The sequence below is a fragment of the Microbacterium sp. NPDC058345 genome (genome assembly GCF_042723855.1).
Taxonomy (GTDB): Bacteria; Actinomycetota; Actinomycetes; order Actinomycetales; family Microbacteriaceae; genus Microbacterium.
This window is the reverse complement of sequence record NZ_JBHXIG010000002.1, coordinates 527706-552043: the sequence shown is the minus strand read 5'-3', so window position 1 is coordinate 552043 and position 24338 is coordinate 527706. Positions and strand designations below refer to the sequence as shown.

At 70.1% G+C, this 24338-nt stretch carries 23 protein-coding genes; 12 read left to right on the top strand and 11 right to left on the bottom strand.

Translation table 11 applies throughout. The annotated features are described in order from the left end of the window. Positions 1-2 precede the first annotated feature (2 nt). Positions 3-1070, top strand: coding sequence for a DMT family transporter (locus ACFWH5_RS10315; RefSeq protein ID WP_378834429.1), 1068 nt, complete (start codon positions 3-5; stop codon positions 1068-1070). On the opposite strand, the gene pgl is transcribed toward ACFWH5_RS10315, so the two are convergent. The 6 genes from pgl to tkt are packed head-to-tail and all read right to left on the bottom strand — an operon-like array spanning position 1064 to position 9178. Then, positions 1064-1843 (bottom strand): 6-phosphogluconolactonase, encoded by a 780-nt coding sequence (gene pgl, locus ACFWH5_RS10310; protein ID WP_378834810.1) that lies wholly within the window; start codon positions 1841-1843, stop codon positions 1064-1066. The genes ACFWH5_RS10315 and pgl overlap by 7 nt on opposite strands. 10 nt (positions 1844-1853) lie before the next feature. Further along, the gene (locus tag ACFWH5_RS10305) at positions 1854-2783 is read right to left on the bottom strand and encodes a glucose-6-phosphate dehydrogenase assembly protein OpcA (protein ID WP_378834428.1); all 930 of its coding nucleotides are present in this window, start codon (positions 2781-2783) and stop codon (positions 1854-1856) included. Beyond that, positions 2780-4330, bottom strand: a complete 1551-nt coding sequence (gene zwf / locus ACFWH5_RS10300) for a glucose-6-phosphate dehydrogenase (protein ID WP_378834427.1) — start codon at positions 4328-4330, stop codon at positions 2780-2782. Before zwf ends, ACFWH5_RS10305 begins: the two co-directional genes overlap by 4 nt. 32 nt (positions 4331-4362) lie before the next feature. Next, positions 4363-5967, bottom strand: a complete 1605-nt coding sequence (locus tag ACFWH5_RS10295; protein ID WP_378834425.1) for a glucose-6-phosphate isomerase — start codon at positions 5965-5967, stop codon at positions 4363-4365. Further along, positions 5964-7076 carry a transaldolase gene (gene tal, locus ACFWH5_RS10290; RefSeq protein ID WP_378834423.1) on the bottom strand — a complete coding sequence of 371 codons (1113 nt, stop codon included), beginning with the start codon at positions 7074-7076 and terminating at the stop codon, positions 5964-5966. The genes ACFWH5_RS10295 and tal overlap by 4 nt, the downstream gene beginning before the upstream one ends. Next, on the bottom strand, positions 7073-9178 hold the full coding sequence (gene tkt / locus ACFWH5_RS10285; RefSeq protein ID WP_378834422.1) for a transketolase: 2106 nt from the start codon (positions 9176-9178) through the stop codon (positions 7073-7075). Before tkt ends, tal begins: the two co-directional genes overlap by 4 nt. Positions 9179-9406: 228 nt before the next feature. On the opposite strand from tkt, the gene ACFWH5_RS10280 reads away from it, so the two are divergent. Next, positions 9407-10321: a heme o synthase gene (locus ACFWH5_RS10280; protein ID WP_378834808.1), complete on the top strand. Its 915-nt coding sequence runs from the start codon at positions 9407-9409 to the stop codon at positions 10319-10321. A gap of 164 nt (positions 10322-10485) precedes the next feature. Here the strand turns inward: ACFWH5_RS10280 and ACFWH5_RS10275 are convergent, their stop codons facing one another. Further along, entirely contained in the window at positions 10486-11601 is a 1116-nt protein-coding gene (locus ACFWH5_RS10275; RefSeq protein ID WP_378834420.1) for a heme A synthase, read from the bottom strand. A gap of 237 nt (positions 11602-11838) precedes the next feature. Between ACFWH5_RS10275 and sufB the strand changes: the two genes are divergently transcribed. The 7 genes from sufB to ACFWH5_RS10240 all read left to right on the top strand — a co-directional run bounded on the left by sufB (position 11839) and on the right by ACFWH5_RS10240 (position 18535). Next, complete coding sequence (sufB, locus tag ACFWH5_RS10270) at positions 11839-13257, top strand: Fe-S cluster assembly protein SufB (protein WP_378834419.1); 1419 nt, start codon at positions 11839-11841, stop codon at positions 13255-13257. A 1-nt stretch (position 13258) separates the two neighbouring features. Next, a complete protein-coding gene (gene sufD / locus ACFWH5_RS10265; RefSeq protein ID WP_378834417.1) occupies positions 13259-14455 on the top strand; it encodes a Fe-S cluster assembly protein SufD in 1197 nt (398 codons plus the stop codon). Then, the gene (locus ACFWH5_RS10260) at positions 14452-14778 is read left to right on the top strand and encodes a non-heme iron oxygenase ferredoxin subunit (protein WP_378834416.1); all 327 of its coding nucleotides are present in this window, start codon (positions 14452-14454) and stop codon (positions 14776-14778) included. The genes sufD and ACFWH5_RS10260 overlap by 4 nt, the downstream gene beginning before the upstream one ends. Continuing rightward, positions 14779-15549: a Fe-S cluster assembly ATPase SufC gene (gene sufC / locus ACFWH5_RS10255; RefSeq protein WP_378834415.1), complete on the top strand. Its 771-nt coding sequence runs from the start codon at positions 14779-14781 to the stop codon at positions 15547-15549. It begins immediately after the preceding gene. A 9-nt stretch (positions 15550-15558) separates the two neighbouring features. After that, a complete protein-coding gene (locus ACFWH5_RS10250; RefSeq protein WP_378834413.1) occupies positions 15559-15888 on the top strand; it encodes a metal-sulfur cluster assembly factor in 330 nt (109 codons plus the stop codon). A gap of 80 nt (positions 15889-15968) precedes the next feature. Further along, complete coding sequence (locus ACFWH5_RS10245) at positions 15969-17138, top strand: MalY/PatB family protein (protein ID WP_378834807.1); 1170 nt, start codon at positions 15969-15971, stop codon at positions 17136-17138. After that, positions 17135-18535, top strand: a complete 1401-nt coding sequence (locus ACFWH5_RS10240; RefSeq protein WP_378834411.1) for an MFS transporter — start codon at positions 17135-17137, stop codon at positions 18533-18535. Before ACFWH5_RS10245 ends, ACFWH5_RS10240 begins: the two co-directional genes overlap by 4 nt. Here the strand turns inward: ACFWH5_RS10240 and ACFWH5_RS10235 are convergent. Further along, positions 18510-19061: a TetR family transcriptional regulator gene (locus tag ACFWH5_RS10235; protein WP_378834410.1), complete on the bottom strand. Its 552-nt coding sequence runs from the start codon at positions 19059-19061 to the stop codon at positions 18510-18512. The two genes, ACFWH5_RS10240 and ACFWH5_RS10235, sit on opposite strands and share 26 nt — an antisense overlap. Positions 19062-19137: 76 nt before the next feature. On the opposite strand from ACFWH5_RS10235, the gene ACFWH5_RS10230 reads away from it, so the two are divergent. Genes ACFWH5_RS10230 through ACFWH5_RS10220 form a run of 3 tightly spaced genes read left to right on the top strand, consistent with a single transcriptional unit; the run spans position 19138 to position 21012 of the window. Then, on the top strand, positions 19138-19713 hold the full coding sequence (locus ACFWH5_RS10230; RefSeq protein ID WP_378834408.1) for a biotin transporter BioY: 576 nt from the start codon (positions 19138-19140) through the stop codon (positions 19711-19713). Continuing rightward, positions 19694-20419, top strand: coding sequence for an energy-coupling factor ABC transporter ATP-binding protein (locus ACFWH5_RS10225; protein ID WP_378834406.1), 726 nt, complete (start codon positions 19694-19696; stop codon positions 20417-20419). The genes ACFWH5_RS10230 and ACFWH5_RS10225 overlap by 20 nt, the downstream gene beginning before the upstream one ends. Further along, positions 20416-21012, top strand: coding sequence for a CbiQ family ECF transporter T component (locus ACFWH5_RS10220; protein WP_378834405.1), 597 nt, complete (start codon positions 20416-20418; stop codon positions 21010-21012). Before ACFWH5_RS10225 ends, ACFWH5_RS10220 begins: the two co-directional genes overlap by 4 nt. Before the next feature lie 12 nt (positions 21013-21024). Here ACFWH5_RS10220 and ACFWH5_RS10215 read toward each other — a convergent pair whose 3' ends face one another. The 3 genes from ACFWH5_RS10215 to ACFWH5_RS10205 form a co-directional block, all read right to left on the bottom strand. Beyond that, a complete protein-coding gene (locus ACFWH5_RS10215; RefSeq protein ID WP_378834403.1) occupies positions 21025-22323 on the bottom strand; it encodes an acyltransferase in 1299 nt (432 codons plus the stop codon). A 118-nt stretch (positions 22324-22441) separates the two neighbouring features. Beyond that, the gene (locus tag ACFWH5_RS10210; protein WP_378834402.1) at positions 22442-23113 is read right to left on the bottom strand and encodes a response regulator; all 672 of its coding nucleotides are present in this window, start codon (positions 23111-23113) and stop codon (positions 22442-22444) included. Beyond that, entirely contained in the window at positions 23110-24333 is a 1224-nt protein-coding gene (locus tag ACFWH5_RS10205; RefSeq protein ID WP_378834401.1) for a sensor histidine kinase, read from the bottom strand. The genes ACFWH5_RS10210 and ACFWH5_RS10205 overlap by 4 nt, the downstream gene beginning before the upstream one ends. Positions 24334-24338 lie beyond the last annotated feature (5 nt).

Below are 24338 nucleotides of genomic sequence, written 5' to 3'. Positions count from 1 at the left end.
GGGTGGAGATCGCTGAGGGCGTCCGCGACCAGCTGGTCGGCGTGTTCGAGAACCCGGCGCTCCTGCTCGGCATCCCTCTCGCCCTCGCCGGCGCCGTCTTCATGTCGCTGGGCGCGCAGTACCAGCACCGCGGTGTCGAGAAGGTCGAGCGGATCACCGGCGTCGAGGGCACGAGCGGGCTCAGCGGCGCGCAGCTGCGCGGTCTGCTGCGACGGCCGTCGTGGATCCTCGGAACCGTCATGCTGGGCTTCGCCATCGCGTGCCAGCTCAGCGCGATCGCGATCGCACCGCTGATCGTCGTGCAGCCGCTGGGCGCGGTCGCCCTCGTGATCACGACGCTGCTCAACGCGCGCATCTCAGGTCACGCACCCACCCGGCAGTCGCTGATCGCGATCGGGTGCTGTCTGGGCGGCATCTTCCTGTTCGTCGCCCTCGCCGCGTTGTACGCCACCGAGCGCGAGATCAGCAACGAGGATCTGTTCACGATCCTCACCGTGCTGCTGCTGGTGATCATCGTGCTCGGCGCCTGCTGGCTGATCCTGCGACACCGCATGCGCGCGCTGTTCTACGTCACCGGCGCCGGCATCCTCTACGGCTTCGTCGCCACCCTCGCCAAGGCCGTCATCAAGCGCATCCAGGCGGGCGACTTCGAGTGGCTCACCGTGGTGTGCGTCATCGCACTGATCGCCGCCGGCGTCGTGGGCGCTTACTTCGTGCAGACCGCGTACAGCTCCGGACCGCCCGACCTCGTGATCGCCGGCCTCACCGTCATCGACCCGATCGTCGCCGTGCTCATCGGCGCGCTCGTGCTCGGCGAGGCGGAGGCCGCACCGCTGTGGGTGGTCATCGTGTTCGTCGTCGCCGGTGCCATCGCGGTGTGGGGTGTGTTCGGGCTGGCCCGCTACCATCCGCAGGTGCTCAGCGAGAGCCAGGAGCTCGCCATCCGTCGCGGCAGCGGGGGAACGGCGGCACCTGGCGACGGGAACGACAGCGCGAACCCGCTGCGGCCGCCCGGGCCGCAGCATCCGCCCGCCGAACCGGGAGGCGCGGACGACCGCGACGATCAGTAGTCGCGGTCGATGAGGTCGGGGGAGACCTCGGCCGCAGCGGCCTCGTCGACGAAGAAGACGGTGCGCCGGCGGCCCTTCGCCCCGGCTGCGGGAACGCTCTGGTAACTGGCGCCGGCCAGGGCCAGCCCCAGCGCCGACGCCTTGTCGGCGCCCGTGAGAACCAGCCACACGCGCTTGGAGGCGTTCAGCACGGGGCGGGTCAGGGTGACCCGCTCGGGGGGCGGCTTCGGCGAGTTGCGCACCGGCAGCGCCGCGGCATCCGTCACGGTCACCTCGGCGCGGTCGGGGAACAGCGAGGCGATGTGCCCGTCCGGTCCCACGCCGAGGAAGCACACCGCGAACGACGGCCACGGCTCGTCGCCCCGCCCGAAGCGGGCGAGGTCGTCGGCATAGGCGGCTGCGGCCTCGTCGAGGCCGACTCCGGAGGAGGGCACGGCGATTTCATGGATGTTCTCGGCCGGGATGCTGAGACGGTCGAGCAGCGCCTCGCGGGACGACCGGGAGTTGCGATCGGCGTCGTCGAGTTCGACGAAGCGCTCGTCACCCCACCAGAAGTGCACCAGCGACCAGTCGATCGTGCGGATGCGCTCGTCGTCCGCGGCGGCCGCGAGGACCGCGCCGCCCATCGACCCGCCGGTGAGGCAGATGTGTGCGAGGCGTCCGTTGCGCGTGCGGGCGACCACTCGGGCGAGGAACCGATCCGCGACGCGCGCAGCCAGCGCTGCGGGCGTCGGCTCGACGACGACGGTCTTGGTCGATCCCTGCACCTTCATGCTCACCCGCTCACTTCTCCGCCGGCCCGAGCCGACTCCATCCCTCGGTGATGACCCGACCGTACAGCAGATCCGCGTCGAGGCGCCGCAGTTCCTCGGCGAGGCACTCGCGCAGCGTGCGCCGCGGCAGATGCAGTTCGTGATCGGGCTGCCCCGGCTGCGTCAGCACCGCCACGCCGGGCTCGGGCCGCTCGAGCAGGATGTCACCGCTCGCCCGCGTCAGACGCACGGACTTGATGCCCTCCTGCCAGTGCTCAGGGTCTTCGTACGACCAGCTCACCGGCACATCCAGCGCCATGCGCAGCCAGGCGGCCAGCAGGGCCGTCGAGGGCGATGCGGCGGCGCCGCGCACCTCGACGGCGGTGACCCGCTCGTAGGGCGGCTGATCGAGCACCGCCGCCAGTTGCTCGCGCCAGTGGGTCAGGCGCGTCCATGCCAGATCGGTGTCGCCGGGAGCGTGCGTCCTGCCGAGCAGCGCGAGACGCTCGGGCACATCGGGTGCTGTCGCCGCATCGGTGATCCGGCGCTGGGCGATGCGCCCGAGCGGCGACGCCGCGGCATCCGTCGGCGCCTCCTCCGGCCACCACGCGACGACGGGCGCGTCGGGAAGCAGCAGGCCCGTGACCAGGCTCTCGGTGTTGCTGGACGCGTCACCGTGGGCACGAAGCACGATGACCTCGCTGGCGCCCGCGTCGCCTCCGACGCGGATCTGCGCGTCGAGATGCGCGTCGCCGTCGTCGGCGATCAGCACGATCACGCGCATCGGATGCTCGCGCGACGCGTCGTTCGCCGCATCGATGGCGGCCTCGGCGACGCCGTGACGGGCGATGATGATCAGGGTCAGCACGCGACCGAGGGCGACGGCACCGCCCTCCTCGCGAACCCGCACGAGCTGCTTCGCGACCTGGCTGACCGTGGTGTCGGGAAGGTCGATGATCACGGGCGTCTCCAGACTCGTCCGTCGCGGGCAAGAAGTGCGTCGGCGGATGCCGGCCCCCAGGAACCGGGGGCGTACTGCTCGAGCGGCGCGTGCAGCGATGCCCAGTACTCCTCGACCGGGTCGAGGATCTTCCAGGACAGCTCGACCTCCTGGTGCCGCGGGAACAGCGGCGGGTCGCCGAGCAGCACGTCCAGGATGAGCCGCTCGTACGCCTCGGGGCTGGCCTCGGTGAACGCGTGGCCGTAGCCGAAGTCCATCGTCACGTCGCGCACGTTCGCGCCGCTTCCCGGCACCTTCGAGCCGAACCGGATGGTGACGCCCTCATCGGGCTGCACCCGGATGACCAGCGCGTTCTGGCCGAGCTCCGCGGTCTGTGCGCGGCCGAACAGGTGCTCGGGCGCGCGCTTGAACACCACGGCGATCTCGGTGACCCGGCGACCCAGCCGCTTGCCGGTGCGCAGGTAGAACGGCACGCCCGCCCAGCGGCGCGTATCGATCTCCAGCTTCACCGCCGCGTACGTCTCGGTGGCCGACTGCGGGTCCATGCCCTCCTCCTCGAGGAAGCCGTTGACCCGCTCGCCGCCCTGCCACCCGCCGGCATACTGGCCGCGGGCGGTGGCGAGGGACAGGTCGTCTGGCAGGCGCACGGCCTCGAGGACCTTCTCCTTCTCGGCACGCAGGTGGTCGGCCGACATGCTGATCGGCTCTTCCATGGCGGTCAGGGCGAGCAGCTGCAGCAGGTGGTTCTGGAAGACGTCACGCGCGGCGCCGACGCCGTCGTAATACCCGGCGCGACCTCCGACGCCGATGTCCTCGGCCATGGTGATCTGCACGTGATCGACGTAGTTGCGGTTCCACAGCGGCTCGTACAGCTCGTTCGCGAAGCGCAGCGCGAGGATGTTCTGCACCGTCTCCTTGCCGAGATAGTGGTCGATGCGGAAGATCGAGTCGACGGGGAAGGTCTGCTCGATGACCTCGTTGAGGGCACGGGCCGATTCGAGGTCGTGGCCGAAGGGCTTCTCGATCACGACGCGTCGCCAGTGCGAGGCGTCGTCGCTGTCGGGGCCGACCAGACCCGACTCGCGCAGCTGTCTCGCCACCTCGGCGAAGGCCTTCGGCGGGATCGACAGGTAGTACGCGTGGTTACCCATGGTGCCGCGTTCGACGTCGAGCCGCTCGACCGTCTCGCGCAGTCGCGCGAAGGCCTCCGGGTCGTCGAAGGTGCCCTGCACGAACCGGATGCCCTGCAGCAGCTGCTGCCAGGTCTCCTCGCGGAACTCGGTGCGCGCGTGCTTCTTCACCGCGTCGTACACCACCTCGGCGAAGTCCTGATCCTCCCAGTCGCGGCGGGCGAAGCCGACGAGCGCGAAGCCAGGGGGGAGCAGACCGCGGTTGGCGAGGTCGTACACGGCCGGCATCAGCTTCTTGCGGGACAGATCGCCGGTGACCCCGAAGATCACCAGTGCGCTGGGGCCGGCGATCCTGTTCAGGCGACGGTCATCGGGGTCGCGGAGCGGGTTGTTTCCGCGTGAGACGGGGGCAGTCATCGGTGGGGGATATCTCCAGGTTCCGGAAGGGATTACTGAGCGGCCTCGAAGAGGGCGAGGACGTCGTCGACGGCATCCGTGATGGTGAGCGTCACGACGGGACGACCGTTCGCGGCGAGCACAGCGGCGTCGCCGGCGGCCTGCGCCTCGATCAGCCGGCCGAAGGTGAACGGGCGCCCGGGGATCTCGAGGTCGACCTCGCTGCGCTCCAGGATCTGCAGGAACACGCCCTGCGCGGGCCCGCCCTTGTGGTACTGGCCGGTGGAGTGCAGGAATCGAGGACCCCAGCCGAAGGTCGTGGGGCGCCCCGAGTCCGCCGCGACCAACTCGCGAAGACCCTGCAGCTGCTCCAGATCCAGACGGTTCACGTACGCCTGGATCGCCACGTAGCCGTCGTCGGCGAGCCGGGACCAGAGCGCATCGAGCACGCCTTCGATCGTTGCGGAGGCGGCGAGCTGCGCATCCGAGACGCGTACCTCGACGCCGTCCTGCGTGAAGGCGGGTGCGGTGGCTTCGGGTTGCGCGTCGAGCAGGCCGCGTGCGGCGGTCTTCGCGGACTCCACATCCGGCTGGTCGAAGGGGTTGATGCCGAGCAGATGCCCGGCGATCGCCGTCGCGTACTCCCAGAGCAGGAACTGCGCCCCGAGCGTGCCGCTGACCAGGATCTCGCCCGGGTGGTGCTCGGTCATGTGGAACTCATCGGCGTCGTCGACCAGCCGCACGACCTGCATGTCCTGCGGGCGGGATTCGAGCTCCGGCGACACCGGAAGCAGGACGACGGGCAGGAGGCCGGTGCCGTTCTTGCCCGTGGACTCGGCGATCAGCTGCTCGATCCAGTCGGGAAGGCCCACGATGTGGGTGCCGTCGCTGACCAGGCCGAGCTTGTCGCGCCGCGGCGCGACCCCCGTGATCGCGGCGGCCAGCCGCAGAGCCGGGTTCTCTGCGGAGTCGACGGCGAACTGCAGCATCGAGGCCTCCGCCTCGTCGAGCAGCTCGGCGATGTCGACGCCGGCCAGGCCCGCGGGCACGAGACCGAACGCGGTCAGCGCGGAGTAGCGCCCGCCCACCTGAGGGTCCGCGTGGAAGACGCGGTACCCGGCCTCGCGCGCCGACGCGTCCAGCGGCGAGCCCGGGTCCGTCACGACCACGATGTGCTCGGCGGGTTCGAGACCGACGTCCCGGAAGGACGTCTCGAAGACGCGGCGCTGCGAGTCGGTCTCGACGGTCGACCCGGACTTCGACGACACCACGAGGACGGTGCGCGAGAGGTCGCCGTCGAGCGCGGACAGCACCTGGGCGGGGGAGGTGGAGTCGAGCACGGTGAGCGGCACGCCCGCGGTGTTCGCGATGACCTCGGGGGCGAGGGAGGAGCCGCCCATCCCGGCCAGCACGACCCGGTCGACTCCCCGCGCGGCGAGAGCACGACGCAGAGCCGTGATCTCGTCGACGAGCGGCCGCGACACGGAGACCGCCTCCACCCAGCCGAGGCGGATGGCGGCCTCGGATTCGGCGTCGGGACCCCAGAGGGTCGAATCGCCGGCGGTGACACGTGACGCCACGAGGCCTGCGACGAGCCCGGGAACGAGCTCGTCGACGGCGGCCCGAGCCGCCTGCGACACGTGCACCGAGACGGTCATCGTGTGGCTTCCAGCCCCTCGGTGACCTGAGCCAGCAGACCGTGCCAGGAGTCGATGAACTTGGCGACGCCCTCCTCCTCGAGCACCTTGGTGACGTCGTGGAAGTCGACGCCCACCTCGGCGAGGCCGGCGAAGACCTCGCGCGCCTCGTCGTAGCCGCCGGTGACGGTGTCACCGGTGATGACGCCGTGGTCGAAGGTCGCCTCGAGGGTCTTCTCCGGCATGGTGTTCACGACGCCGGGGGCGACGAGCTCCGTGACGTACAGGGTGTCGGGCAGGGCCGGGTCCTTGACGCCGGTCGATGCCCACAGCGGACGCTGCAGGTTGGCACCCAGCGCGATCAGATCCTGCGCACGCTTCTCGGCGAAGGTCTTCTCGAACAACTCGTACGCGAGACGGGCGTTCGCCAGCCCCGCCTTGCCCTTCAGAGCCTGGGCCGCGTCGGTGCCGATCTTCTCCAGGCGCTTGTCGGTCTCGGTGTCGACGCGCGACACGAAGAACGACGCGACCGAGTGGATGCTCGCCAGGTCGAAGTCCGCCGAGTGCGCGCGCTCCAGACCCGTCAGGTAGGCGTCGATGACCTCCGCGTAGCGCTCGAGGCTGAAGATCAGGGTCACGTTGACGCTGATGCCGGTCGCGATCGCCTCGGTGATGGCGGGCAGGCCGGCCTTCGTTGCGGGGATCTTGACCAGCAGGTTCGGCCGGTCGATCTTGTGCCAGAGCTCCTTCGCCTGCGTCACCGTGCCCTCGGTGTCGTGGGCGAGGTCGGGGGAGACCTCGATCGAGACGCGGCCGTCGACGTGGTTCGTGGCCTCCCACACCGGGCGGAACACGTCGAGAGCATCGCGCACGTCCTGAGTGGTCGCGGCGAACACGGCCTCCTCGGCGCTCGCCCCGGATGCGGCGAGCTCGACGACCTGCGCGTCGTAGGACGTGTCGTCGGGGTTCGTGATGGCGCCGGCGAAGATCGTCGGGTTCGTCGTGACGCCGGTGACGTTGCGCGTCTCGATGAGGTGCTGCAGGTTGCCGGTGGCGATGCGCGTGCGGGACAGATCGTCGAGCCAGATGCTGACGCCGGCGGCGGAAAGGTCTGCGGTGGGGGTGCTCATGCGTTCTCCTTCAGAGTCTCGCGGGCCGCCTCGACGACGGCCTCGGCGGTGATGCCGAACTTCTGGAACAGGGTCTTGTAGTCGGCCGACGCACCGAAGTGGTCGATGCCGACGGAGCGACCGCGGTCACCCACGATCCCGCGCCAGCTCAGCACGGATCCGGCCTCGACCGAGACCCGGGCGGTGACCGAGGCGGGCAGCACCGATTCGCGGTACGCCGCGTCCTGCTCGGCGAACCACTCCAGCGCCGGCGCGGAAACGACGCGCGCGTTCACGCCCTCGGCGGCGAGGGTCTCGCGCGCACTCACGGCGAGCTGGACCTCGGAGCCGGTGGCGATGAGGATCACGTCCGGTGTGCCGTTCGGCGCCTCGGCGAGGACATATGCGCCCTTCGCAGTGTTGTCGGCCGAGGCGAACGCGTCGCCGGATGCCGCGCCATCGCCGCGCTCGAACACGGGGATGTTCTGCCTGGTCAGCGCGATGCCGGCAGGACCGGCGTTGCGGCGCAGCAGCTCGAGCCACGCGGCCGCCGTCTCGTTGGCATCCGCCGGGCGCACGATCGTGAGATTCGGGATCGCGCGGAGCGCTGCGAGCTGCTCGATCGGCTGGTGGGTGGGACCGTCTTCGCCGAGCGCGACGGAGTCGTGCGTCCACACGAAGATGCTCGGGATGTTCATCAGAGCGGCCAGGCGCACCGCGGGGCGCATGTAGTCGCTGAAGATGAGGAACGTGCCGCCGAAGGCGCGAGTCGGGCCGTGCAGCACGATGCCGTTGACGATGGCGGCCATCGCGTGCTCGCGGATGCCGAAATGCAGCACGCGGCCGTAGCGGTTGCCCTCCCATTCGTGGGTGGACCACTCGGACGGGATGAACGAGGGCGCATCCTTGATGGTCGTCAGGTTCGACTCGGCGAGGTCGGCGGATCCGCCCCACAGTTCGGGCAGCTCGGCGGCGAGCGCGTTGATCACCTGCCCGGAGGCGGCCCGCGTCGAGACGTCCTTGCCGGCCTCGAACACCGGAAGCGCGTCGGCGATGGCATCGGGCAGCTCACCCGCCTCGAGACGGTCGAGCAGCGCCTTGCGCTCGGGGTTCGCCGCCGCCCACGCGTCGAACGACTCCTGCCATTCGGCGCGCGCGGTGCTCGCGCGCTCGGCGAGCGTCGAGCGCGTGCGCTCGATCACGTCATCCGCCACGGCGAAGTTCTGCTCGGGGTCGAAGCCCAGTGCCTTCTTCGTGGCGGCGAGCTCGTCGGCGCCGAGCGCCGAGCCGTGGATCTTGCCGGTGTTCTGCTTGCCGGGCGACGGCCAGCCGATGATGGTCTTCAGGACGATCAGCGACGGCTTGCCGGTCTCCGCCTTGGCCGCCTCGACGGCCGCATGCAGCTCGGCGACGTCCTCGACGTATTCGCCGGTCTTCTTCCAGTCCACGGTCTGCACGTGCCAGCCGTACGCCTCATAGCGCGCCGCGACGTCCTCGGTGAAGGCGACGTCGGTGTCGTCCTCGATCGAGATCTGGTTCGAATCGTAGATCGCGATCAGGTTCCCCAGCTGCTGGTGACCGGCCAGCGACCCGGCCTCGCTGGTGACGCCCTCCTGCAGGTCGCCGTCGCTCGCGATGACGTAGACGAAGTGGTCGAACGGGCTGGTGCCCGCCTCTGCCTCCGGATCGAACAGACCGCGCTCGTAGCGCGCCGCATAGGCGAAGCCCACCGCCGAGGCGAGACCCTGTCCGAGCGGGCCGGTGGTGATCTCGACGCCCTTGGTGTGGCCGTACTCGGGATGACCCGGGGTCTTCGAGCCCCATGTGCGCAGCGACTCGAGATCTTCGAGTTCGAGTCCGAACCCGCCGAGGTACAGCTGCACGTACTGGGTGAGCGAGGAGTGCCCCGCCGACAGGATGAATCGGTCACGGCCGAGCCAGTCGGTGTCGCTGGGGTCGTGTCGCAGCACGCGCTGGTACAGCAGGTAGGCGACCGGGGCCAGGCTCATGGCGGTGCCCGGGTGCCCGTTGCCGACCTTCTCGACGGCATCCGCCGCCAGCACGCGCGCGGTGTCCACCGCGCGCTGGTCGATCTCGTCCCACTGAAGTTCTGTCACGGCCATGCTCCTTCTGACACTTGCGAAGGCGCCCGTATTCCCTGCGCGGTCCGCGTCGTCACGGAATGGATGCACAGCGCCGGGCGCGCGAGTGGCTTTCAGCATAGCGGGGCGGTACCGGTGAGCGGGGGCAGGTTTCACGGCGTGACGGACCGGCTCGCGAGCGTGGTCCGACACGCCCGGTGGCATAGACTGGAAGGAGTGTCCACATGCGCGCAGGAGGAGGCGATCGCGATCTCGACGACGTCGCAGACCACCGGGACGAGCCACTCGTTCGGTCAGAAGTTCCGCGGGTACATCGCGCTCACGAAGCCTCGTGTGCTCGAGCTCCTGCTCGTCTCCACGGTGCCGGTGATGTTCCTGGCCCAGGGTGGGCTGCCCGACCTGTGGCTCGTGCTGGCGACGGTCATCGGCGGGGCGATGAGCGCCGCCTCGGCGGCGTCGTTCAACATGTACCTGGACCGCGACATCGACGTGCACATGAAGCGCACCGAGAACCGTCCGCTCGTCACCGGTGAGGTGTCGCCCCGCGGCGCCCTGGTGTTCTCGTGGGTGCTCGCCGTCGTGTCCACGGTCTGGCTGCTGGTCACCACGAACGTGCTGGCCGCATCGCTGTCGGCCGGAGCGATCTTCTTCTACGTCGTGATCTACACGATGATCCTCAAGCGACGCACCGAGCAGAACATCATCTGGGGCGGCATCGCCGGCTGCTTCCCCGTGCTGATCGGCTGGACCGCCGTGACCGGCTCGCTGGACTGGCCGCCCTTCGTCCTCTTCGTCCTGGTCTTCCTCTGGACCCCGCCGCACTACTGGCCGCTGTCGATGAAGTACAAGGACGACTACGACGACGTCGACGTGCCGATGCTGGGCGTGACGCGCTCGGCCTCGCAGGTCGGTCTGCAGGTCATCCTCTACGCCTGGGCGACCGTCGCGTGCTCGCTGCTGCTCGTGCCGGTCGCGCACATGGGGCTCGTCTACACCGTGTCGGCCCTCGTCTTCGGCGGCTGGTTCATCTACGAGTCGCACCGTCTCTACAACCGCGCGGTGCGCGGCGGCGAGGCGCGTCCGATGCGCGTGTTCCACGCCTCGATCACATACCTGACGCTGATCTTCCTCTCCGTCGCGGTCGACCCGCTGCTGCCGTTCTGATAGCCGCTGCCGTTCTGACTGCTGCGGCCGTTCTGACCGCCGCCCACGTGCACTGAGCACTCCCGCCGGTCGGAACGGATCGGACGTCGTCGGCCCGGTGACCGGCCGCGCGGGTGCCGTGTGCGGTGTTGTGGCGGGTCACCCTCACCCGCGACGGACCGAGTTCAGGCGTCGACGGGTCGCTTGAGCTTCAGCACCACGACCGTGTACGCGGCGGCCGACAGCGAGGCGAGCACCATGTGGATGCCGACGAGGATCTGCGGCAGCCCCTCGCGGGCCTGCCACACGCCCACGCCGATCTGCACGAGGATCGCGAGGATGAGCACGAGCAGCCACCGCCTCAGCGGCAGCCGCAGCGCCCCCGCCGAGGCGGCGAGGACGGCGACGAGCGCGCCGAGGATGTAACCCGGCCAGGAGTGCACGTGTGCGAGCACCGTCGCATCGAAGCCGTCGCGGACCACCGCGAGGTCTCCCGAGTGCGGGCCGGAGGCGGTGGTCAGCACTCCGAAGAGGATCGTCGCCGCGAGGGCGAGTCCGGTGACGTGGGTCGTGATCGCGAACCAGAGCGGCACCGAGCGCGTGCGCGGGCCGGGAGCGACGCCGAGACGCACGAGATAGGCGGCGGTCACGCAGACCAGCAGCAGCGAAACCGTGTAGTGGAAGCCCACGATGAACGGATGCAGCTGGCTCAGCACCGCGAAACCGCCGACGACGGCCTGCGCCATGACACCGGCCAGCACGATCCAGGCGAGCACTGCCAGGTCGCGGCGCACCATGGGCCGGCGAAGCGAGTCGACCGCCCCGGCGAGCACGGCGAGCAGCAGTGCGCCCGACATGAGCGCCGCGGCGGGAAGGGACAGGAGGGAGGCCGCGATGTAGACCAGGACGGCGAGGATCACTCCGCCGAGCGCGAACCCGAGCGCACGCATGACGGCGGTGCGACCGCTCACGGCGTGCAGGGTGAAGAGCACGACCGCCAACGCGATCAGCCCCACCACACCGGTCATCGTGCGGTTGCCGAACTCGATGATGCCGTGGATGCCCTGTTCGGGCAGCGGCACGAGCGATTCCGGGGTGCACAACGGCCATTCCGTGCATCCGAGGCCGGAGTCCGTCAGGCGCACGGCTCCGCCGGTGCCGATGATGATGACCTCGGCGAGGAACGACAGCCAGGCGAACACCCGCAGCGCGCTGCGCGCACCGGGCAGCCCGGCGACGGCGTCGCCGCTCCGGCGCCGCGTCGAGCGCTCGTCGGTGCGGTGTGCGAGGGTTTCAGTCATGATGCCTCCGGGCTCGCGGGTCGGCGAGCGGGCACGGCCCGCTGATCAGGTGGAACCTGTAGAATCGGATTGTTCGGGATGGGTGCGCGACGCGCGGCGTCCATCACTGACAGTTTAGGCGCGACGCGAGCGCCGATGATGAGGGCCCACCAACGGCACCCGCTCCCGCAGACTCGACGGGGATCAGGTGTGTCGGGGCGGATGACACCGTTTTGGGACCTGTGAGGAGAGTGTGTGATGTCGGATGTGCTGATCGATCGCCCGGAGCTGGATGGTCTGGGGGTGTACGAATTCGGATGGCACGATGAGGACGCCGCTGGCGCCACCGCGAAACGCGGTCTCTCCGAAGAGGTCGTCCGTGGAATCTCGGCGCTCAAGAACGAGCCCGAATGGATGCTCAAGACCCGCCTCAAGGGACTCTCGCTCTTCGGCCGCAAGCCGATGCCGACCTGGGGTGCCGACCTCAGCGAGATCGACTTCGACAACATCAAGTACTTCGTCCGGTCCACCGAGAAGCAGGCGCAGACCTGGGAGGACCTTCCGGCCGAGATCCGCGAGACCTACGAGCGACTCGGCATCCCCGAGGCCGAGCGTCAGCGCCTCGTCGCCGGCGTCACCGCGCAGTACGAGTCCGAGGTCGTCTACCACCAGATCCGCGAGGACCTCGAGGCGCAGGGTGTCATCTTCATGGACACCGACACTGCGCTGCGCGAGCACCCCGAGTTCTTCGAGGAGTACTTCGGCACCGTGATCCCGGCCGGTGACAACAAGTTCGCCGCGCTGAACACCGCGGTCTGGTCGGGCGGCTCGTTCGTGTACGTGCCCAAGGGCGTGCACGTGGAGATCCCCCTGCAGGCGTACTTCCGCATCAACACCGAGAACATGGGTCAGTTCGAGCGGACCCTGATCATCGCCGACGAGGACAGCTACGTCCACTACATCGAGGGCTGCACGGCCCCGATCTACAAGTCGGACTCCCTGCACTCGGCCGTCGTCGAGATCATCGTGAAGAAGAACGCCCGGGTGCGCTACACGACGATCCAGAACTGGTCGAACAACGTCTACAACCTCGTCACCAAGCGCGCGGTGGCGCACGAGGGCGCCACCATGGAATGGGTCGACGGAAACATCGGCTCCAAGGTGACGATGAAGTACCCGTCGATCTTCCTGATGGGCGAGCACGCCAAGGGCGAGACCCTCTCCGTCGCCTTCGCGGGCCCCGGCCAGCACCAGGATGCCGGCGCGAAGATGGTCCACATGGCGCCCTACACGCAGTCGTCGATCATCTCGAAGTCGATCGCGCGCGGCGGCGGCCGCGCCGGCTACCGCGGCGAGGTGCGCGTGGATGCTGCAGCGCACCACTCGGCCAACACCGTCCGCTGCGACGCGCTGCTGGTCGACACCCAGTCGCGCTCCGACACGTACCCCGCGATCGACATCCGCGTCGACGACGTGCAGCTCGGTCATGAGGCCACCGTCTCGAAGGTCAGCGAGGAGCAGCTGTTCTATCTGCAGTCCCGCGGTATGCCCGAGGACGAGGCGATGGCCATGATCGTGCGCGGCTTCATCGAGCCGATCGCACGCGAGCTGCCGATGGAGTACGCGATGGAACTGAACAAGCTCATCGAGATGGGCATGGAAGGATCGGTCGGCTGAGATGACGGCCCCCACCCAGGCGCCCGCGCAGGCGTCGCAGACGAACGCGCACATCGACCCCGCGGCTCAGGTCGCCGACGCCGGGTTCGTCCCGGTGCAGACCCGCTCGGAGCGGCCCGTCTCGTTCGACCCGGACGACTTCGGCGCTCCGACCGGTCGCGAGGTCAACTGGAAGCACACGCCGATCGCGCAGCTGAAGCCCCTCTTCGAGGTCGCCGGCACGAACGACGGCGTGAGCTGCACGGTCAGCGACAGCACCGTGGTGCGGCCCGCGCTCGCGCACGGCGCCGCGCCGCGCGGTGAGTTCTTCCGTCCGGAGGACGTCGTGTCGGCGGTGGCCTGGCAGGGCGCCGACGAGGCGCTGCACATCAGCATCCCGGACGATGAGGAGCTCGCCGAGCCGGTCGTCGTGCGGATCGACGGCAACGGCGGGCGCGCCGACGGCCACCTCGTCATCGAGGCGGGACGACACAGTGCGGCCACCGTCGTGCTGCGTCACGCCGGTACGGCCCAGTACGCGCAGAACGTCGAGATCATCGTCCGCGACGGCGCACAGCTGACCGTCGTCTCGGTGCAGCAGTGGCAGGACGATGCGATCCACGCCGCCGCCCACCAGGCTCGCGTCGACCGCGACGCGAAGCTCACGCACATCGTCGTCAGCTTCGGCGGCGGGGTCGTGCGGGTGAACCCGACCCTGGAGCTCGCCGGAGCGGGGTCCGAAGGGCGCATGTACGGCCTCAGCTACGCTGACGCGGGGCAGCATCTGGAGAGCCAGGTGTACCTGCACCACAAGGGCGCCCACACCGTCGGAGACGTGCTCTACAAGGGTGCGCTGCAGGGCGCGAGCGCACACAGCGTGTGGATCGGCGACGTGCTGATAGGGCCGGGCGCCACCGGCACCGACTCCTACGAGGCGAACCGCAACCTGGTGCTCACCGAGGGCGCGCGCGCCGACTCGATCCCGAACCTCGAGATCCAGACCGGCGACATCGTCGGTGCGGGTCACGCCAGCGCCACGGGTCGTTTCGACGACGAGCAGCTGTTCTACCTGCAGGCCCGCGGAATCAGCGAGGACGAGGCGCGCCGCCTCGTCGTGCTCGGCTTCCTCACCGACATCGTGCAGCGCATCGGCATCCCCTCCCTGCAGGAGGAGCTGCTGATCGCCATCGAAGCCGAGCTCGCGCAGGTGGACGCGTGAGCGCGCAGCGCGCCTGCGGCGTCGCCGAGCTCGAGCAGGACACGCCCCTGCGGGTCGAGCTCGACGGCGTCCCCATGGCGATCGTGAAGGACTCCGACGGAGAGATCCACGCGATCGGCGACACCTGCACCCACGGCGACATCTCGCTGTCCGAGGGTTTCGTCGAGGGCAAGATGCTGGAGTGCTGGGCGCACGGCTCGGCGTTCTCGCTCTGCACCGGCAAGCCCCTGAACCTCCCCGCTTACGAGCCCGTCCCCGTCTACGCCGTCGAGATCGACGGCGACGACGTGCTCATCGACCCCACTGTCACGAAGGAAGTCTGAATGTCTGTTCTCGAGATCCGCGATCTGCACGTGACGGTCGAGACCGATGAGGGCACCACGCCGATCCTCAACGGCATCGACCTGACCATCCGCACCGGTGAGACGCACGCCATCATGGGCCCGAACGGCTCCGGCAAGTCGACCCTGGCGTACACCATCGCCGGCCACCCGAAGTACACCGTCACCCAGGGCTCCATCACCTTCGACGGTGAGGACGTGCTGGCGATGAGCGTGGACGAGCGCGCCCGCGCCGGCCTCTTCCTCGCCATGCAGTACCCGGTCGAGATCCCGGGCGTCACCGTGACGAACTTCCTGCGCACCGCGAAGACCGCTCTCGACGGCGAGGCGCCCTCGATCCGTCAGTGGACCAAGGACGTCAAGGGCGCCATGGCCAACCTGCGCATGGACCCCAAGTTCGCGCAGCGCAACGTCAACGAGGGCTTCTCCGGCGGTGAGAAGAAGCGTCACGAGATCCTGCAGCTCGAGGTGCTGCAGCCCAAGCTCGCCGTGCTCGACGAGACCGACTCGGGTCTCGACGTCGACGCGCTGAAGATCGTGTCCGAGGGCGTCAACCGTGCCAAGGAGTCCACGAACCTCGGCGTGCTGCTGATCACGCACTACACCCGCATCCTGCGCTACATCCGCCCCGACTACGTGCACGTCGTCGTCGCGGGGAAGATCGTCGAGGAGGGCGGCCCCGAGCTGGCAGACCGCCTGGAGGACGAGGGCTACGACCGGTTCCTCGACCCCGGCGCGCCCGTCGAAGCGTAGGCTGGTGTCATGACCGCAACGCTGACCGAGGAGAAGTACGACGAGGTCACCGAGGCTCTCAAGGACGTCATGGATCCTGAGCTCGGGATCAACGTCGTCGACCTCGGCCTGATCTACGATCTCGCCTGGGACGACGAGAACGACGCCCTGGTCATCCACATGACGCTGACCAGCGCCGGCTGCCCGCTCACCGATGTGCTCGAGGAGCAGACCGCGCAGGCACTCGACGACGTCGTGGAGCGGTTCCGCATCAACTGGGTGTGGATGCCGCCGTGGGGCCCGGAGCGGATCACCGACGACGGGCGTGACATGATGCGCGCGCTCGGCTTCGCGATCTGATCCCCTTCACACGCACTTCCGGAAGGCGGTCGCTCCCCGAGGGGCGACCGCCTTCGCGCGCGTAGGCTGAGCGTATGACGATGCAGGTCAGGGCTCTGAGTCTCGCGCAGCTCCGCGAGCGCAGCAGTGAGAAGTGGCGCGAGTACCCGGAGGACGTTCTTCCGCTGTTCGTCGCCGAGATGGACTTCCCGCTGGCACCGGCGATCACGCGCGCGCTCGAGCAGGCGGTGCGGATCGGCGACACCGGATACGTCGCCTCGCGCACCCCGCTGGCCGCCGCATACGCCGGCTTCGCGCAGCGTCGCTTCTGCTGGCATCCGGATGCCGCCCGGATGCGCTCGACGGCCGACGTGAGTATGGGCATCGTCGAGATCCTGCGCCGGGTCATCCAGCCGGGGGAGCGGGTCATCGTGAACCCGCCGATCTATCCGCCGTTCTTCGACCTCGTCGATGAGGCGGGCGGTGTCGTCGAGCGGGTGCCGCTGCGTGACACCGGCGACGGCTGGGAGCTCGATCTGGACGGCATCGAGCAGGCGCTGGCGGAGGGCGCCCGGGCGGTGCTGCTGTGCAATCCGCACAACCCCACCGGCACCGTGCACTCCGCGCAGAGCCTGGACGCACTGGCGCGCCTCGCCGAGCAGTACGACGCCGCGGTGGTCTCCGACGAGATCCACGCCCCGCTGACGCAGCCCGGCGTGCGCTTCACCCCCTTCCTCGCCTGCGGCGAGGCCGCCGAGCGTGTCGGCTTCGCGATCGTCAGCGCGAGCAAGGCGTTCAATCTCGCCGGACTCAAGTGCGCGCTGATGGTGGCCGCGTCCGACGCCAACGCGGCGCTGCTGCGCGCGCTTCCGGTCGAGGTCGAATGGCGCACGGGGCAGTTCGGGATGCTCGCTGCCGTGGCGGCCTTCGTGCCCGAGAGCGACGAGTGGCTGGACGGCCTGCTCGCGGCGCTCGATGAGAACCGGCGACTGCTCGCGGACCTGCTCGCCGAGCATCTGCCAGAGGCGCGGTACCGGATGCCGGATGCCGGCTACCTCGCCTGGGTCGATCTGACCGAGCTGGGCTGGGGCCCGAACCCCGCGAAGCGCATCCTGCGCGAGGCGAAGGTCGCCCTGCACTTCGGGCCGGCCTTCGGCGCGGAGGGAGCGGGACATGTGCGCGTGAACTTCGGCACCAGTCCGGAGATCCTCACCGAGGCCTTCGAGCGCATCGGACGAGTGCGGGCCGCGTCGGACGCGGCGTCGGAGTGAGCGGCACGACAGCGGCGAGCATCTGGGACCGCACCAGGCTCGGCATCACCGTCGGCACCGTCGCGCTGATCTTCCTCGCGGCGATCGAGGCTCTCGCCGTCACCACCGTGATGCCCGTCGTCAGCACCGATCTGCACGGCGACGCGCTGTTCGCGGTGGCGTTCTCCGCGACGCTCGCGACCGGCGTCATCGGCATGGTCGGCGCGGGTGCCTGGAGCGATCGGTCCGGGCCGCGTGCCCCGCTGTACGCGGCGGTGCTGTTGTTCGCCGTGGGACTCCTGGTGTCCGGATTCGCGCTCGACATGTACACCTTCATCGTCGGCCGGCTGATCCAGGGGCTCGGCGCCGGTGGACAGACCGTGGCGGTGTATGTCGTCGTCGCCCGGGTGTATCCGTCCCACCTGCACGGCAGGATCTTCGCCGCGTACGCGGCCGCATGGGTGGTGCCCTCGATGATCGGGCCGTTCCTCGCCGGGGCTGTGGCGGAGTTCCTGCACTGGCGCTGGGCATTCCTCGGCGTCGCGGTGCTGACGGCGGCCGCGTTCGCGCTCGTGGCGGCGCGACTGCGCGGCGTCTCGTTGGCGAAGGATGCCGACGAGCCGGTCGATCCGCCGGCCGGCCGGGCGCAACCCGGATCCGCCGGGCGGCGCGGCGGGATCGTGACCCGGATGCTGCTCGCCATCGTCGTCGCCGTCTCCGCCGTCGCCGTCGGCCTCTCCGCCGACGCTCCGCCCGCGTTCGGTGCGCCGATCGCGCTGGCGTCGATCATCGTCATCGGGGTCGCGATCCTGCCGCTGTTGCCGCGCGGCACGCTGCGCGCGTCGGCCGGACTGCCGAGCACGGTGCTGATGCGGGGGCTCGCCGCCGGTGCGTTCTTCGCCGCCGAGGCGTATGTGCCGAAGCTGCTGATGGACCGCTTCGATTTCTCGCCGACGATCGCCGGTCTCGCTCTCACCCTGGCGGCGCTCGGTTGGTCGAGCGCATCCGCCGTGCAGGGCCGCTACGGTGAGCGGCTCGGCAGCACCCGGATCGTCGTGATCGGCGTCCCGCTCATGCTGCTGGCGGTCGCGGCGATCCTGTTCGTCGTGATCGCCGGCACGGCGCCGTGGGTGGCCGTCGTCGGCTGGGGACTGGCCGGAGCGGGGATGGGGCTGATCTATCCGCGCCTCACGGTGCTGACGCTGGCCTACTCGACGACGGCGAACGAGGGCTTCAACTCCGCCGCTCTGTCGATCTCGGACTCGACGGGCTCCGCGGTGATGATCGCCCTCGCCGGTCTCGGCTTCGTGCTGCTGCCGATCGGCGGCTCCGGCTACCTCACCGTCTATCTGATCGCCGCGGCGATCCTGCTGGTGTCGCTGCTGCCCGGGCTCAAGATGGGCGACGGGCGGCGCTGAGCGCGGCGAAGCTGCGCACGCCGGCGTCGAACACCAGGTCGGCTCGATGCGCCGGGTCCGCCGCGTCCGGCTCCACGGCTCCGATGCTCTGCGCGTGCATGCGCTGCTGCAGCAGCGCGCTGTGGCCCAGGATGAACTCGAAGGCGGCATCCGCGAGCGCGTCACCGGCGTCATCTCCGAGCGACGCGGTCAGCGCGTCCTGCGCCCTTCGTGCGCCGAGGCGCAGGGCATAGGTGCTCATCACCACCTCCGCTCCGTCGCGGTAGGCGAGCAGCGCATCGCGGATCGCGCGGGCCGTGTCGGGCAGGGGTGCCGCAGCATCCGGTTGCGGCACCGCCTCGAGGATGCGGTCGGCGACCGCCGCGAGTAGCTGCTGCTTGTTCGGGAAGTGCCAGTACAGCGCACTCGGCTGCACGTCGAGTTCGGTCGCGAGCCGGCGCATCGTAAGGTCGGGCAGGCCGACCTCGTCGAGCAGCCGCAGCGCGCGCTCGATGATGCTTCGGCGATCATGACGTGCAGGCGACATGGGAATCAGTATAGTGAACACCGTTCAGGTGAACAGTGTTCAGGTGTGGAGATCCCGCACCTCGGAAAGGAACCCGATGTCCGAACCCACTCGACCCCTCGGCGCCGATCTGGCCAGGATCGCGGTCTTCGCCGCGCTGATCGTCGTGCTCGGCACGGTGACGATCCCGATGCCCTCCGGAGTGCCCGTCACCGCGCAGACGCTGGGGGTCATGCTCGCCGGGCTCGTGCTGGGCCCTCGCCGCGCCCCGCTGGCCGTGCTGGTGGTGCTCGCCCTGGCCGCCGTCGGCCTGCCGGTGCTCGCCGGCGGCCGGGGAGGTCTCGGGGTGTTCCTGGGGCCGACCACCGGGTACCTGGTGGGCTGGATCGCCGGTTCGATCGTGGTGGGCGTGATCGCGCACCACCGCGTCTTCGCCTGGTGGCGGGCGGCACTCGGTGCCCTCGTCGGCGGGATCGTCGTCGTCTACCTCTTCGGCATCCCGGTCCAGGCCCTCGTCACGGGAGTGCCGATCGGGCCCACCGCGCTGTCGAGCGCGATGTTCCTGCCCGGCGATCTCCTGAAGGCGGCCGCGGCGACCATGCTGGCGGTGGCGCTGCGGCGGGCCTACCCGCGAGCCTTCCCCGGCCGTTCCCATGCGTCGTACGCGAGCTGAGCGGGCGCCGCGCGCCGAGGCGACGACGGCCGACGCCGCCATCGTGCTCGACCGGGTCGGGGTCGAGGTGGACGGCGCCGTGCTGCTGCACGACGTCAGCCTCGAGCTGAGCGCGCGGCGCACCGCCGTCATCGGTGCCAACGGCTCGGGGAAATCGACGTTCGCACGGCTGCTGAACGGGCTGCGGCTTGCCACGTCGGGCAGCATCCGAGTGCACGGACTCGACCCGCGGAGGGACGCCGCCGCGCTGCGCCGTCGGGTCGGATTCGTGTTCACCAACCCCGAGGCGCAGATCCTCATGCCGACCCCGGCCGAGGATCTCGCCCTCTCGCTGCGGGATCTGCCCCGTGCGGCGCGCGCCGAGCAGGTGCGAACGCTGCTTCCGCAGTACGGGCTCGCCGACCACGCCGACGTGCCGGTCGCGGCGCTCTCCGGCGGGCAGAGGCAGTTGCTGGCCATCGCGGCCGTGCTCGCCACAGAACCGGCGCTGGTCGTCGCAGATGAGCCGACGACGCTCCTCGATCTGCGCAACTCCCGCCGCATCGGCGATCTGCTGCTCGCCCTCGACGCGGCCCTGGTGATCGTCACGCACGACCTCGAGCTCGCGGGCCGGTGCGATGAGGTGGTGCTGTTCGAGGACGGCACGGTGCGCGTGGCCGGCGACCCCGCATCCGTCATCGAGGAATATCGGAGGAGCTGCGCGTGATCTCGCTCTACCGGCCCGGCGCCGGCATCCTCCATCGGATGCGGGCGGGAACGAAGCTCGCGGCGCTTGCCGTCTGTGCACTGGCGCTGTCACTGGTCCCGCTCGGCGTCGCGGGCACCGTGTCGGCCGTCGTCGCCGCGTCGGCGCTGTATCCGTTCAGCGGTCTGCCGCCGGCGGCACTTCTGCAGACATGGTGGCGCCTGCGCTGGCTGATCGTCGTGCTCGGCGGCGCGCTGTGGCTGTTCACCTCCCCGGCGCAGGCGATGACGAGCACGGGGAGGGTGGTGACGCTGCTGCTGCTCGCGGGTGCGGTGACCGCGACCACGCGCATGGGAGCCATCCTGGACGTGCTCTGTCGCCTCCTCGCGCCGCTGCGCAGGCTGCGGATCGACCCGGCGCCGGTGGCACTCACCGTCTCGCTCACGATCGCGATGATTCCGGTCATCGCCGGGTTCGCGGATCAGGTGCGAGACGCCCAGCGGGCCAGAGGCGCACGGATCGGGGCGCGCGCGGCGCTGCCCCTGCTGGTTCTCACGATGCGCCACGCCGATGATGTCGGCGACGCCCTGGTGGCGCGGGGAGTCGCACACTGACGCGCGAGCGCATCACGCGCTGTATCTCGGCTGAACGGGGGTCGGCGGCACCCCGGGCGCGGCGAGCGCCACCGGACGCGCCGCAGGTGTCACGATGCGCAGTGCGAACAGCCAGGCCGAGACCGCGACGATTGCGGTGGTGGGCGAGGTGCCGACCACCAGCAGAAGCACCACACCCGCGATGCCGGCGGTCGATGCCGCTGCCACCGCGCCGCCGGTGACGACGGCCGCGGGGGATCGGAGGGACTCGAGCCGCGCCAGCGGCACGGAGAGCAGCGCCGTCGCCGCGAGAGCGACGATCACCCAGAGGGGACGGGTGAGCCACCACTCGGGGGATGCCGGCGCGGGCAGCACCATGCCGGTGCCCATCGCCACGAGCGCCGACAGCCCCGCGAGCGTCAGCAGCACGGGCATGTGCCAGAGGTAGATGGTCATCGCCCGCGCAGTGACGAAACGCGTGAACAACGCGGGCACCCGGCGCGCTGCGGCGTCCCTGAGGCGCCCGCGAAGCAGTGAGAACGCACAGGTGTGCACCACGCCCACCAGGATCAGCGCGGTGGTCGGAGGATTGATGTTCGCGATCAGATCGGGGGAGTGGAACCCGAGCGCGAACGAGGCCCCCAGCAGTCCGAGGGATGCTGCCGCGGCGGCCAGACGCGTCCGGCGGGAGAGGCGATCGATCCACCCGTCCGCGAGCAGGAACCCGAGCTGCTGCATCGCGAGCCAGACGAACAGGAGATTCAGGAACCCGATACCGGCCGTCCCCGTGACGGCACGCACGACTTCGACCGTCAGGGCGATGCCCGCGAGGGCCGCGACCGTGTGCACTGGTGCGCGCTCGTGCAGGCGCACCATGACCGGCAGCAGCGTCTGGCAGAGCAGGAACACCCCGAGGAACCACAGGGGCTGCCCGAATCGGTGAGCCGCGATCCCGATGATCTGGGGATCGAGCCCCGCATCGCCGAGGACGGCCAGGAGAACCCCTGCACTGCCGACCGCCGCCACCGCGGGAAGCAGCAGGCGACGCACGCGCGCCGCCGCGAAGTCCGCACCGTTCTCGCCGCGTCGCCGCGCTGCCCGCAGCGCCGTCAGCCCTGAGAACCCGCCGATCACGAAGAACAGCGGCATCACCTGCAGCACCCAGCTCACCGGGACGAGCCAGGTGCCCGTCTCGCCGGCGTTGGCGAACACCGGGCCGTCGGGGCCTATCGTGACGCCCACCATCAGCGCATGCAGGATGACGACGCCGGCGATGCACAGCGCGCGGACGAGATCGACCGCGCGGTCGCGGGCCGGAGTGAGGGTGGTCATGAGGCCTCCTGAGTTCGTTTCCCGGAGGCTATGGATCCGTCGGTCCTGCGGGCATCACACCAGGGGGTCGATGTCCCTCATACCCTGGTGCCGTCCTGCGTGCAGCGGCGTGAGCGGGTCAGCCGGCCGGCTCCACGAGCCCGGCGTCGTAGGCCAGGATGACCGCCTGCACGCGATCGCGCAGGCCGAGCTTCGCGAACACCTTGCCGACATGCGTCTTCACGGTCTGCTCGGCGATGAACAGCTCGGTGCCGATCTCGGCGTTCGATCGTCCGCGCCCGATCAGCGTGAGCACCTCGCGCTCGCGTTCGGTGAGCTCGCTCAGTGCGCCGGCGGCGCGCGGGGTACGTGGCCGTCGAGACGAGAAGTGCTCGATCATTCGGCGCGTCACGCTCGGCGCCAGCAGGGCGTCGCCGGACGCGACGACGCGCACCGCGTGCACCAGCTCGTCGGGCAGCGCATCCTTCAGCAGGAACCCGCTGGCCCCGGCCTGCAGGGCGTCGTACACGTAGTCGTCGATGTCGAAAGTCGTCAGCATGAGGATCCGCGGCACCTTCGCCGCCGGGTACGACGGCCCGAGGATCCGGCGCGTCGCCTCGATGCCGTCGAGCTCCGGCATCCGCACGTCCATCAGGATGACGTCGGGGTCCAGTCGCGCCGACAGGGTGACGGCCTCCGCGCCGTTCGCCGCCTGTCCTGTGACGCGGATGCCGTCATGCGCGTCCAGCAGTGCGGCGAAACCGGCCCTGACCATGGCCTGGTCGTCGGCGATGAGCACGTCGATCGTCACGGGGATCCTTCCGAGAAGGGGACAGCGGGGTGCCGCGGCATCCGGGCGTCGACGACCCAGGTGCCGTTGCCGTCGGGACCCGCCGTCACCGTGCCGCCGAGCAGCGCGGCGCGCTCCGTCATGCCGCGCATGCCATGGCCACCCGACGCGGGGGGCGCGTCGCCGGAGTGCGGATTGCGGATCACGACCGCGATGTCGTCGGCGTCGCCGGTCAGCGAGATCGAGATCGGCGAACCGGGGGCATGCCGTACCGCATTGCTCAGCGCCTCCTGCGTGATGCGGTAGGCGGCCAGCTGCGTCGACGCGGAGACCTCGTCTTCGACGGACTGACGGAGCGAGACCGTCGCCCCCGCACGACGCGTGGTCTCCACCAGCGAGGAGATGTCGTCGATCCCGCGCTGAGGCGCGAGCTCGGCGGTGTGGTCCTCGGTGCGCAGCACCCCGAGGATCCGACGCATCTCGGTCAGCGCGGAGCGGGCGGATGCCGCGATGTCGTCGAACTCGGACGCCGCCTCCGGAGGAAGATCGGGCACACGATAGCGCGCCGTGGACGCCTGCACCTGGATCAGCGACATGCTGTGAGCAACGACGTCGTGCAGCTCCCGTGCGATGCGTGTGCGCTCCTCCACGAGTTCCCGCCTGGACTGCTCCTGAGCGGTGTGCGCACGCTCTCGGGTGAGCTCCGCGCCCAGACGCAGCCGCCCGGCGAGGAGCACGGCGACGAGGTACACGCCCGACACGACCGAGGTCGTCACGATGATCGAGGTGCCGGCGGGTATGGCGGGCAGCATGACCGCGACGGTGACCCCGGCCGCCGTGCCGAGGCCGAGCTGGATCAGTCCGGGTCGCCAGCCGTGCCGGAACGTGATGGCGATCACGGCGACGCCGAAGGCGATGAGCATCGGAACCGACCACGGCCATGGGGCGCCGGCGGCGGCGTGACGGTCGACCATGAGGGGCAGGAGCACGGCCGACGCGGTGAACAGGGCGATCGCGATGTTCGGATGCCGCAGGGAGACCAGGGGAGCGGCCACGGCGCCGAGAGCCAGCGCCATGGTGGTGCCCACGGGGCTGCCATAGGCCGCCGCGTGCACGGGGACGACGACGGCGTAGAGCGCGACGGCGACCGCGGCCAGAACGACGATCAGCGCCGTGCCGCGATCGCGTGGCCACAGACGGAGACGGCGGGACGGACCACGCCGTCTCCGCTCCACGCCCATGGGAG

What these genes read in the sequence shown, in the direction of transcription:
- sufC (WP_378834415.1), top strand. Translation starts at nt 14,779, where the DNA reads ATGTCTGTTCTCGAGATCCGCGATCTGCACGTGACGGTCGAGACCGAT.
- ACFWH5_RS10275 (WP_378834420.1), bottom strand. Translation starts at nt 11,601, where the DNA reads ATGACTGAAACCCTCGCACACCGCACCGACGAGCGCTCGACGCGGCGC.
- ACFWH5_RS10250 (WP_378834413.1), top strand. Translation starts at nt 15,559, where the DNA reads ATGACCGCAACGCTGACCGAGGAGAAGTACGACGAGGTCACCGAGGCT.
- pgl (WP_378834810.1), bottom strand. Translation starts at nt 1,843, where the DNA reads ATGAAGGTGCAGGGATCGACCAAGACCGTCGTCGTCGAGCCGACGCCC.
- ACFWH5_RS10225 (WP_378834406.1), top strand. Translation starts at nt 19,694, where the DNA reads ATGCGTCGTACGCGAGCTGAGCGGGCGCCGCGCGCCGAGGCGACGACG.
- ACFWH5_RS10235 (WP_378834410.1), bottom strand. Translation starts at nt 19,061, where the DNA reads ATGTCGCCTGCACGTCATGATCGCCGAAGCATCATCGAGCGCGCGCTG.
- ACFWH5_RS10230 (WP_378834408.1), top strand. Translation starts at nt 19,138, where the DNA reads ATGTCCGAACCCACTCGACCCCTCGGCGCCGATCTGGCCAGGATCGCG.
- sufB (WP_378834419.1), top strand. Translation starts at nt 11,839, where the DNA reads ATGTCGGATGTGCTGATCGATCGCCCGGAGCTGGATGGTCTGGGGGTG.
- tal (WP_378834423.1), bottom strand. Translation starts at nt 7,076, where the DNA reads ATGAGCACCCCCACCGCAGACCTTTCCGCCGCCGGCGTCAGCATCTGG.
- ACFWH5_RS10295 (WP_378834425.1), bottom strand. Translation starts at nt 5,967, where the DNA reads ATGACCGTCTCGGTGCACGTGTCGCAGGCGGCTCGGGCCGCCGTCGAC.
- ACFWH5_RS10245 (WP_378834807.1), top strand. Translation starts at nt 15,969, where the DNA reads ATGCAGGTCAGGGCTCTGAGTCTCGCGCAGCTCCGCGAGCGCAGCAGT.
- ACFWH5_RS10205 (WP_378834401.1), bottom strand. Translation starts at nt 24,333, where the DNA reads ATGGGCGTGGAGCGGAGACGGCGTGGTCCGTCCCGCCGTCTCCGTCTG.
- sufD (WP_378834417.1), top strand. Translation starts at nt 13,259, where the DNA reads ATGACGGCCCCCACCCAGGCGCCCGCGCAGGCGTCGCAGACGAACGCG.
- ACFWH5_RS10215 (WP_378834403.1), bottom strand. Translation starts at nt 22,323, where the DNA reads ATGACCACCCTCACTCCGGCCCGCGACCGCGCGGTCGATCTCGTCCGC.
- tkt (WP_378834422.1), bottom strand. Translation starts at nt 9,178, where the DNA reads ATGGCCGTGACAGAACTTCAGTGGGACGAGATCGACCAGCGCGCGGTG.
- zwf (WP_378834427.1), bottom strand. Translation starts at nt 4,330, where the DNA reads ATGACTGCCCCCGTCTCACGCGGAAACAACCCGCTCCGCGACCCCGAT.